Annotated in this window: 6 protein-coding genes; all 6 read right to left on the reverse strand. The window is 71.1% G+C overall.

Annotated elements, in window-relative coordinates; genetic code table 11:
* Positions 1–255: 255 nt before the first annotated feature.
* A complete protein-coding gene (aroB, locus tag VFZ20_RS25750; protein WP_329686832.1) occupies positions 256–1,380 on the reverse strand; it encodes a 3-dehydroquinate synthase in 1,125 nt (374 codons plus the stop codon).
* Entirely contained in the window at positions 1,377–2,528 is a 1,152-nt protein-coding gene (locus VFZ20_RS25755; RefSeq protein ID WP_329686833.1) for a carboxylate-amine ligase, read from the reverse strand. Before VFZ20_RS25755 ends, aroB begins: the two co-directional genes overlap by 4 nt.
* A gap of 230 nt (positions 2,529–2,758) precedes the next feature.
* Positions 2,759–3,316 (reverse strand): hypothetical protein, encoded by a 558-nt coding sequence (locus VFZ20_RS25760; RefSeq protein ID WP_329686834.1) that lies wholly within the window; start codon positions 3,314–3,316, stop codon positions 2,759–2,761.
* Complete coding sequence (locus VFZ20_RS25765; protein WP_329686835.1) at positions 3,313–3,810, reverse strand: hypothetical protein; 498 nt, start codon at positions 3,808–3,810, stop codon at positions 3,313–3,315. Before VFZ20_RS25765 ends, VFZ20_RS25760 begins: the two co-directional genes overlap by 4 nt.
* A gap of 68 nt (positions 3,811–3,878) precedes the next feature.
* Positions 3,879–8,351 (reverse strand): RHS repeat-associated core domain-containing protein, encoded by a 4,473-nt coding sequence (locus tag VFZ20_RS25770; RefSeq protein ID WP_329686836.1) that lies wholly within the window; start codon positions 8,349–8,351, stop codon positions 3,879–3,881.
* Positions 8,352–8,625: 274 nt separating this feature from the next.
* Positions 8,626–9,141 carry a 2-amino-4-hydroxy-6-hydroxymethyldihydropteridine diphosphokinase gene (gene folK / locus VFZ20_RS25775; protein WP_329686837.1) on the reverse strand — a complete coding sequence of 172 codons (516 nt, stop codon included), beginning with the start codon at positions 9,139–9,141 and terminating at the stop codon, positions 8,626–8,628.
* Between the last annotated feature and the right edge of the window lie 350 nt (positions 9,142–9,491).

A 9,491-nucleotide genomic window follows, 5' to 3' on the forward strand; every position in this document is an offset into this window, starting at 1 on the left:
GTGCGGGATCTCGCCCGTGCGCCCTGTCCCGGCCGTGGGCCCGTGCCCGGGCGGGTCCGTACCGCGGCGCGACCCGATTCTTCGGTCGCGCGGACGTACCGTGCACCCGCCGAGTCCCACGACGCGCTCCCTCAGAATGACGGCAAGGGACGGATCACGCGTCGCGTTTCTGCGCTTCGCGCCGACAGGGCGCCGTCACGCGTCGCGCTTCGGCCGTACGGCGCGTTCCCCGACGCGGGTCAGCGCCGGAGCGCGTCAGCGGTTGCCGTTGGCGCCGGCCAGCACCTCGGCGACGGTCTCGTCGGCCACGGGGTGGCCCCAGCGGCCCTCGCGCGACACGGGCGTGCCCACGTCCTGGATGAGCGCGTACTCCACGCGCCCGTTGCGCGCCTTCTTGTCCGTGCGCGTGCGCCCGATGACGTCGTCCGCCGAGAAGTCGATGGGCAGCGAGGTGGGCAGGCCCAGCCGCGAAAGGATCGTGCGCAGCCGCGCCGACGTGCCCGGCGCCGTCACCCCGGACCGCTCGCCGATGCGCGCCTCTTCCACCATCCCCACGGCCACGGCCTCGCCGTGCAGCAGCGAGTAGCCGCTCAGGGCCTCGATGGCGTGCGCGATGGTGTGGCCGAAGTTGAGCAGCTTGCGCGGGCCTACTTCCTTCTCGTCCCTGGCCACGATCTCGGCCTTGATCTCCACGGACCGCACGATCAGCCGCGACAGGGCCTGCGCGTCGCCGGCCAGCAGCGTGTCGGCCTCCTGCTCGATCCAGGCGAGGTACTCGGCGTCGGCGATGGCGCCGTGCTTGACGGCCTCGGCCAGCCCGGCGCGCAGGTGCTCCTCCGGCAGCGTGGACAGCAGCTCGGGATCGATGATCACGCAGTTGGGCTGGTGAAACGCGCCCACCAGGTTCTTGCCCGCCGGCGTATCCACGCCCGTCTTGCCCCCCACGGACGCGTCGATCATGGCCAGCAGCGACGTGGGCACCTGCACGAACGGAAGGCCGCGCATGTAGGTGGCCGCCACGAAGCCGCCCAGGTCACCCGGCACCCCGCCGCCGAACGCGATCAGGGCCGTGTCGCGCCCGCAGCCGGCCTCCATCATGGCGTCGGTCACGAGCGTCCACGTCTCGCGCGTCTTCTGCTCCTCGCCGGCCGTGAAGGCAAAGACGTCCGTGCGGTAGCCGGCGCCGTGCAGCATGCGCGACAGGCGCACGGCGTACAGCTCCGCCACGTGGTCGTCCGTGACGACGGCGTAGCGGTGCGCGGGACAAAAGCGGGAAAGGATGGAGGCCAGGCTGCCGAAGAGGCCGGAGCCCACCAGCACCTCGTAGCCGCGCGAGTTGGCCTCGGGAAGCGCTACCTTCACCCTGTGGGGCGTGCTCATACCGTTTCCTGGATTCGTAGCCGCGCGCGGCGGTCCATCCCCGCGCCCACCACCGTCTCGTCCGCGAGCCAGAGCGCCACGCGCCCCAGGTCGCCCTCCGTTTCCCGCACCCGCGCGCGGATGGCCTCCGCCGCGCCGGCGCGGGCCAGCAGTTCCGGCAGCCGCGCCAGCTCCTCGCCCTCGCCCAGCGCCTCCGCCACGGGCGCCAGCCGCTCCGCCAGCCGCAGGACGGCACCGGCCACCGTGACCGTCCTTGGCGCGGCGGACTCCATGTCGGCCAGCTCCGCCTCGCGGCCGTACCGGCTGGCCCGCCACGCGTTGTCGCTCAGCAGCGTCTGCACCAGGGGGTCCGGCAGGGGCGTGTCGTCCAGCACGCCCTCCGCGGCGCCCGCCACGATCACCCGGGTGAGCGCGGCGGCGGCGATGGCGTCCTCCAGCCGCGGCGTGCAGTCCGGGATGCGCACCTCCACGGTGGGATAGACGTGGTGCGGCCGCAGGTCCCAGTAGATGCGTCCCGGCCCGTCGATGCGCCCCGCCTGCACCAGCCAGCGCACGAGGGCGGCGTACTCGGCGTCGTCGCGAAAGCGCGGCGGCGCGCCCGTGCGCGGCCAGCGGCGCCACAGGATGGAGCGGTACGACGCGTGGCCCGTGTCGCGCCCCTCGAAGTACGGCGACGACGCCGTGAGCGCCAGCAGCAGGGGCAGGTGCAGGCGAACGACGTTCGTCACCCGGGCGCGGTCCGTGCCCCTGGGCACGCCCACGTGCACGTGCATGCCGAAGATGGCCTGCGACTCGGCCAGGCGCCGGTATTCCTGGCGCAGCTCCTGGTACACGGGCGCGGGGTTGAAGCCGTGCCCCTCCGCCGGGCTGAACGGGTGCGTGCCCGCCGCCGCGATGCGCAGCCCCTGCGACTCGGCGGCCACGGCGGCCGTAAAGCGCAGCCGGGCCAGGTCGTCGCGTATGCAGGCGGTTGCTTCGCACACGCCGGTCTCGACCTCCACCGTGTGCTCCTGCATCTCGGCCTTGAGGGCGTCGGCCCAGTCGCCGGCGATGAGGTAGCGGGCACGGCTGCGGAGCTCGCCCGTGACCGCGTCCAGCAGCTGGTACTCTTCTTCTACGCCGACGGTGTAGTCCTGGGGCCGGGGCATTCCGCGCCTGCGGGAATGGGGACGCGTCCGGACCGGGGAGCTTAGCCGGACGGGCGCACCGGGGCAAGCCGGGGGAGCGGGCCGAGGGGTTCGGCGCGCTCCAGCGCCGTAGCAGCGGAAAGCAACTCCCGCGCCGTGCGGCCGGGGGAATGCGTCCCCCACCTGTGGGAAAGAACGACGGGTGCCCCCCGCCGGGAGCACCCGTTCTCCGCCATCGCCCGTCCGCCGCGCTACTCCATCACGGTCGAGGTGTTGAAGCGGTACCAGCTTCCATCCTCCCGCCGCTCCACGACCACGCCGAACGTGGACTCGGTGAAGGCGCCCCGGATGGGGCCCGCGCGGCGGGAGGTCGCCTGCAGCACCACGAACGGCGGAAGGGGCTCACGAAGCCCTGGACGTACCGTGGCGTGCCACAGCTCCCCGGCCACGCGGACGGCGCGGGCGGTGTCCTCCTGGGGGACAAAGAAGGGGTGGTAGGTCACGATGACGCCCGCGGGCTGGTTGGGAACCACCGCCGGACCCACGGCCACCATCTCCACGCTGTCCCCGGACGCCAGCCGCACGACGGTGGCCCGGGAGCCGTCCGCCCGGATCCCGCCGGGAAGCGACGCCGAATCACGCCCCCGCGTCTCGTGCGGTGCCGCGCCTTGCGCCACCGGGCGTCCGGCGGCCGGCACCCCGTCGGCGCGGGACGGGGGAGCCTTCTCCACGTCCGCGTCTCCGCACGCCGCGAGCGCGAGCATGGTGGCGAGAGCCACGCGCCACGAACGCACTTCCATCTTCCTCATCGTTCAACCTCCAGGCGGGCAATGTGGCCATCCACGTCGGCGACACGGACGCGGAGCCCTTCGCGAACGGGGCCTCCGGCCTGGTGAAAGCCGGGAACTTGTTGGGACGTACGGTAGGCGTACCGGTAGGTACGGCCGCCGCTGCGCACGCTCCAGCGCTCCGTGCGATGCCCCTCGCGGTCGCCGGGGACGAAGTCCTCCACGACCCCCTCCACCCGCGCGTACTCGCCATCGCGCAGCCGCTCCCGCAGATGCACGGTCCCCACGTACCGGGACCCGGCCATCACGCCCATGGCCAGCAGCACGAACATGGCCAGGGCGGCAAGGACGGCGGGGTTGCCGAAGGGCGCGGGAGGCGGCGAAACGCCGGCGCGGCGCCCGCGTGCCTTCCACAGCGCCACGCCCAGAAAGGCCAGCAGCCCCAGGCCCACGAAGTCCGTCGCGCGCACCAGGGGCGCCGCGCCGGCGTCGAACACCAGCACGTAGTCAGTCATCCATCCGTTCCGGTAGAAAGGCCCGGGGGCCGGTCCAGCGCCCCCGGGCCGTGAAACCACCGGCCGCGTCAGCGGCAGATGGCGTCGGCGATGATCTGCCGCAGCGACACCGTCTGCGTGTACGAGGCGCCGATGCTGCCGTTCACGGCCGGCACGCCCCACGAGGGGCCGCCGCTGATGAACACGCCGCTGGAGCTGCCACCCACGCAGGCACCCACGCCGGGCCCCCCGCCGCAGGCAAAGTAGGCCCCGCCCGCGTACGCGCTCATGCTGCTGGCCATCCCGATCTGGGCGTCGGCGCTGATATCGATCCCCGCGGCCGCGCCCTGCGTCTGCGAGAACCCGTAGTCGCCCGAGCCCGTGAAGTAGAACCCGACGCCCGACAGGTATCCCCCCAGCCCCGCGGCCACGGTGGTGCTCAGGCTGCCGAACATCACCGGTCCGGACGCTTCGGGAGCGGGCGCGTCCATCACGGCATGGCACCGGTCCGAGAACGACGCGCGCCCCCCCCTGGAGCCACCGCTGCCCCCGCCTCCGCCGCCGCCACTCGCGCCCGCGCCGCCGTCACCGCCGCCTCCGCCCTTGGGGCACAGCACCACCGAGCCGCCGCTGGTCTGCCCGTACCACACCTGGCCGTTGTGGTTGAACTCCCAGTAGCTGTTGCCGTAGTGCGGATCCGTCGTGGGCACCCGTCCGTACACGCACCCCGAGCTGAGCCCCGAGGGATCGCGCAGCATGGTGGGCCGGTTCTCCACGAACGTATACGGGTTCAGGCCGGCCGCCAGCCAGATCGGGTCCTCGCTCACGAAGCGGCCCACCTGCGGGTCGTACCAGCGGTTGCGCACGTAGTACAGCCCCGTGCCCGCGTCCAGCTCGCGCGCCATGAACTGCAGCGGGTTGGGCGTGCCGGGGGCCGGCACCCCGTTCAACGCCATGCCGAAGGGCGTGTAGCGGTACTGGTTCACGAGCGTGTCCGTGGCGCTCACCAGCGCCTGCACGTGCCCGGGCTCCTGGGTGACGTAGTAGTACACCGCGCCGCCCGCGCCGTTTGCCCACTGGCGCATGCTGTGCGGCCGGTCCGTCCCGGGGTAGTAGGTGTACTCGCGGACGAGGTTCCCCGCCCCGTCCACCTCCAGCGCCAGGTCGTCGCCGTCGTAGATGAAGTGCGTGACGGCGCCCGTGGACGCGTCCGTGCGCTTGACCCGGCGGCCGAACCCGTCGTACGCGTACGTCACCGAGGCCGCGCCCGTGCGGCTCACGCCCGTGAGCTGGCCCAGCGAGTTCCACGTGAGCGCCTGGTCCCAGCCGCTCGCGTTGTACTTGCGCACCAGGTTGCCGTCCGCGTCGTAGTCCATCGAGAAGCCCGCGTACGACCGCAGCCGGTTGCCGGCGCCGAGCGTCGCGCCGCGCGGGTTGCCGACCGAATCCCACAGGAAGGTGGCCTGCTGCGCCACCGAGTCCTTCAGGGTGGGCGCGCAGTCGCGGCCAATGCAGGGCCGCACCACGTACATGTGGAACGTCCAGCTGCTCAGACGGTCCAGGGCGTCGTACGCGTACGCGTGCCACCGCAGGGGATAGTTCACGTTCTGCGTGCTGTCCACCCGCAGGAGCCCGCGGCCGGTGTACCGGTACTCGTGCGAGAGCGCCACCGGGCCCTTCACGCTCAGCAGCTGGTGCCGCGGCGACACGGAGAACGACAGGCGCATGTTCCCCGCCGTGGGGAGCCGAACGCTGTCCATCATCCCCTCGTCGTTCAGGTACATCCGCGTCCACTTGCCCGCATAGTCCCGCAGGCCGTCCAGGCGGCCGTACGCGTCGTACGTGTACACGTAGCCACGCGTGCCCCACGGCCCCGCCACCACCACGCTGTCGGGGAGGTTGCGGTCCGTGTAGGTGCGGCGGATGCCGTAGCGGCGCCCGTCGCGCCACGTGACCGACTCCGTGATCTTGCCGCGCGAGTCGTAGCGAAGGGTGTCGCGGCTGGCCGGCGTCTCCACCGCCTCCCAGCGGCGCGCGGGATCGTACGACCACGTGGTCGTGGCACCGTCCGCCGTGCGGGTCCGGACGCGCCCCTCCGCGTCGTACGTGAACGAGACCCCCTGGTTGCGCCGGGTGGTGAGCGACCGGAGCAGCCCCGTCGCGGGAAAGTACGCGGCGCTTACGCTGTCGCCCGCCGGGTCGATCTGGTGCAGCACCGCGCCCGCCGCGTCGTGCACCCAGCCGTAGCGCTGGTTCAGGGGGTCGATGATCTCGGAGACGTCCACCCCGTTGCCGGCAAACCCCGTCCGCGTCACGCCGCCCGCGGGATCGCGGCGGTAGGTCACACGGTTCAGCAGGTCAAAGCCCACCGAGTCCGACGCTGCCCCGGCGGTCACGCGCTGCACGGAGCGTCCCAGCGCGTCGTAGCGATACTGCGTGGTCACGCCGCCCGACGTGACGGAGCTCAGGTTGTTGGGCGCGGCGGACTGGTACGTGTAGGTGCTGGTGTGCCCCCCCGCGTCCGTCCGCGTGAGCACCCGCGGCCCCTCGAACGTGGCCGTCTCCACGACCGTCCCGTTGCGCTTTACCGTCGTGGCCCGGCCCACGCTGTCCAGGACGAAGTCGTAGGTCACCGCCGCCGTGAGCCCGTTCGGGTTCACCCGCAGGCGCGACACCGAGCCAAACACCCCGTACGAAAGGTCGTAGCTCATGCTGCCGTCCGGACCCTGCATGGACACGCCTGTCGTGCGGTACGGAAACGACGAGGAGTAGGTGTAGCTCCGGCTGTTTCCCTTGCCGTCCGAGGCGCTGGTGATCTGCCCCCGGGCGTTGCGCGTGATGCGCGTGGTGTCCAGCGGCATGGCGATGCGGGTGGCCAGGCCAAAGGGGTCCACCATCACGCGGGTCGCCTGCCCCAGGGGGTTGATGGCCACCGTGGCGACGGAGTCGGCCGTTACGCGGCGGGCCGGCGTCGCGGCCGTGCCCGTGCCCGCCAGGGGCAGCAGCGTCGCCTCGCGCGAGCGTACCAGCACCGTCTGGCGTCCGCTCGTCACCCCGTCGCTGGTGGGCGGGCCTTCCACGCGGCTGCGCTTGCCCGAGGCGGGGTCGTACGTCACGTCGGTGTAGCCGTTGCGGGCGTCGTACCAGCCCGTGAGGCGGTTGCGGGTGTCGTACGACATCTCCAGCTGACGGCTGCCGTCCGCTGCGAACACCCGGCCCCACGCCACGTTGGCGTAGCCGATGGTGGCCTTGCGGCCAAACGGGTCCGTGATGGACTCCAGGTACCCGCCCGGGTAGTACGCCAGGTTGGCGCGCTGGTTGATGATGTCGCTGATGCCCTCCAGCCGCGTGAGCGAACCGTCGTAGTGGTACGTCGTGCGCCACTTGAAGCGGTCCTGGCGAAAGATGATGCGGCCCGTGCCCCAGTACTCGGAAAAGCCGCCGTCCTCGTAGTACCGGTCCCAGTAGCCGTTCATCCCCACCAGCCGCGACTGGTCGCCCGGGGGCGACTGGTACTGGCAGATGTTGTTGGTGTCGCAGCTCGTCTTGGCGAACCACTGGATGCCGCCGGCGCCGTCCGTGATGAGCGCGCCGTCGGCCTGGGCGTGCACGCGCTCGTAGCCCGCGATGGTCACGCCCACCCCGAACGGGCTGTTCTGCTCGTTCACGATGGGCACCTTCACCGTCGCGCGCGACTCGCGGCTGTCACCGTCCGGCCACAGCGAGCGGATGATCAGCGTGTAGGTGTACATGCCCGTGGCCTTGTCGGCCGCCGGCCACGATGCCGCCAGCCGGCTGATGCCGGCACCCGTGCGGTAGTGCTGCGTGGTGGTGCCGTTGTCCAGCGTCACCAGCGCGCCCAACGCGTCCTGCACCTGCATGGTCATCGTGGGCGCGGGGTCCGTGCCCGTGTCGTTCACCTCCACGTCGACGAAGCCGCGGGGGTCGGCCTGGTGCGTGGAGTAGAAGAGGGTGACGGTGTTCTCCCGGTCCACGCTGCTCCACGCGGGGATGCTGTACGTCATCACCGTCTCCGAGCAGCCGTCGCAGGTGGCCAGGTTGCGGGCCTCCACGCGATGCACCGAGGTGTTGATGGCCGCGGCCACGCGCGGCGCCGGGGCCGGAGGCGGCGTCTTGTAGTAGATGGACCCCACCCCCATGCGGCAGGCGCCGGCCCTGTCGCACACCTGGGCTTCGACCGAGTTGGCGCCCGGGGCCAGGTTCAGCTCACCGACGGCAAAAGCCGATGTGGATTCCTTGTTCCACGTCCACGCGGGCGTTGTCAGCAGCGAGCCGCCCAGGACGGAGTACGTCACCGTGCCGGCGTTGAGGCCGAAGTCATCAGCGAAGGTAAAGGTGACCGTCTGTCGGGGGGAGGTGACCGTGTCGGCGGGGAGCTGAATGCTCACCACCGGGGGACGATCGGTGAACGGTTGATTGCTGTCCACGCAGTCGGTGCGCGTGGTGCACGTGGTCTGTGCCTCGGTCCGTGCCGGGTGCAGCGCCAGGGAAAGCGCCGACAGCACCAGGCACAGCCCGAGTCGGGGGGATTGGATACGCATGTACCGCATGAGAGGGAGAGGTTGGCCCGATGGAATAGGCACCGGGAATCTCACCGCTCTTTTAGAGTCCGTCAAGCGCAAATAAATTCACGTGGTGTCCCGTTCACGCACATATGCGGTATTCTCAAACACTTACGGAACCGAAGGAAATCGGATGCAGGATGAACCCGGGCACCATCAAGGCTGAATTCAGACGATCCGCCGCAGTCACTTTCTCGTATCGACCTTTTTTACGCTGCTTTCGAATATGCGCGCGGGAAGCGTCTCGCTGCACCTACGCGTCGAGCGGCCCCATCCGCTCCACGCGCTCCAGCCCGGTGGCGTCCGCGAGCAGGCGCCAAGCGGACAGATGGAGGACGGGATGCACCCACCCCGGCTCGATCTCCGCGAGGGGATGCAGGACAAAGCCGCGCAGGTGCAGCCGCGGGTGGGGAAGGACGAGCTCCGGCGTGTCCGTCACGCGGCCGTCGTACGCCAGCAGGTCCACGTCGATCGTCCGCGGGGCGTTGCGGAAGGTGCGCCGCCGGCCCAGCGCGTCCTCGATCCGCTGCATCTCGCGCAGCAGGGCCAGGGGCTCCAGCGCCGTCCGTCCGGCAAGGACGAGATTGCGGAACTCCGGCTGGTCCGCGTGCCCCACGGGCTCCGTGCGGTAGACGGACGACACGCGGTCGACGTGGACGTGGGTGCGCAGCATCTCCACGGCGCGGGCGAGCTGCGCCACGGGGTCGCCCAGGTTGGCGCCCAGCCCCAGGAGGACGTGATGCGCGGCGGAAGGATGGGTCGGTTCCATGCGGATGATGATATCCGCTGCCCTCCATCCCCAACCAGAGCGGACCGCCGCGCGCGGGACAGCTCTACGGAAGAATTGCACACGGGGCCTGCGGCCAACGGAGATAACGGTAACGGATCAAAAGAACCCGAGTCCGGTCTAAGAAGTCAGACCCGCGCTCCCGGTGGAAAACTCGGCTTTCGGAGAATGCGCTTGGACGCGCGATCGCAGCCTCGGGACACATCCAACTACCCCCCGAAACCGGGATCTGGATCGGCCGTCGGACTTTGGGACTGGAGTCGAAACCGTTGACCCCGTTGGCCGCAGGCCCCGTGTGAGAATGCGGTTCCGGCCTGCCCCCCGTACGAACC

The organism is Longimicrobium sp., from assembly GCF_036280135.1.
Lineage (GTDB): Bacteria > Gemmatimonadota > Gemmatimonadetes > Longimicrobiales > Longimicrobiaceae > Longimicrobium.

Coding starts and splice junctions, on each gene's coding strand:
- aroB (WP_329686832.1), bottom strand. CDS start 1,380: ATGAGCACGCCCCACAGGGTGAAGGTAGCGCTTCCCGAGGCCAACTCG.
- VFZ20_RS25755 (WP_329686833.1), bottom strand. CDS start 2,528: ATGCCCCGGCCCCAGGACTACACCGTCGGCGTAGAAGAAGAGTACCAG.
- VFZ20_RS25760 (WP_329686834.1), bottom strand. CDS start 3,316: ATGAGGAAGATGGAAGTGCGTTCGTGGCGCGTGGCTCTCGCCACCATG.
- VFZ20_RS25765 (WP_329686835.1), bottom strand. CDS start 3,810: ATGACTGACTACGTGCTGGTGTTCGACGCCGGCGCGGCGCCCCTGGTG.
- VFZ20_RS25770 (WP_329686836.1), bottom strand. CDS start 8,351: ATGCGTATCCAATCCCCCCGACTCGGGCTGTGCCTGGTGCTGTCGGCG.
- folK (WP_329686837.1), bottom strand. CDS start 9,141: ATGGAACCGACCCATCCTTCCGCCGCGCATCACGTCCTCCTGGGGCTG.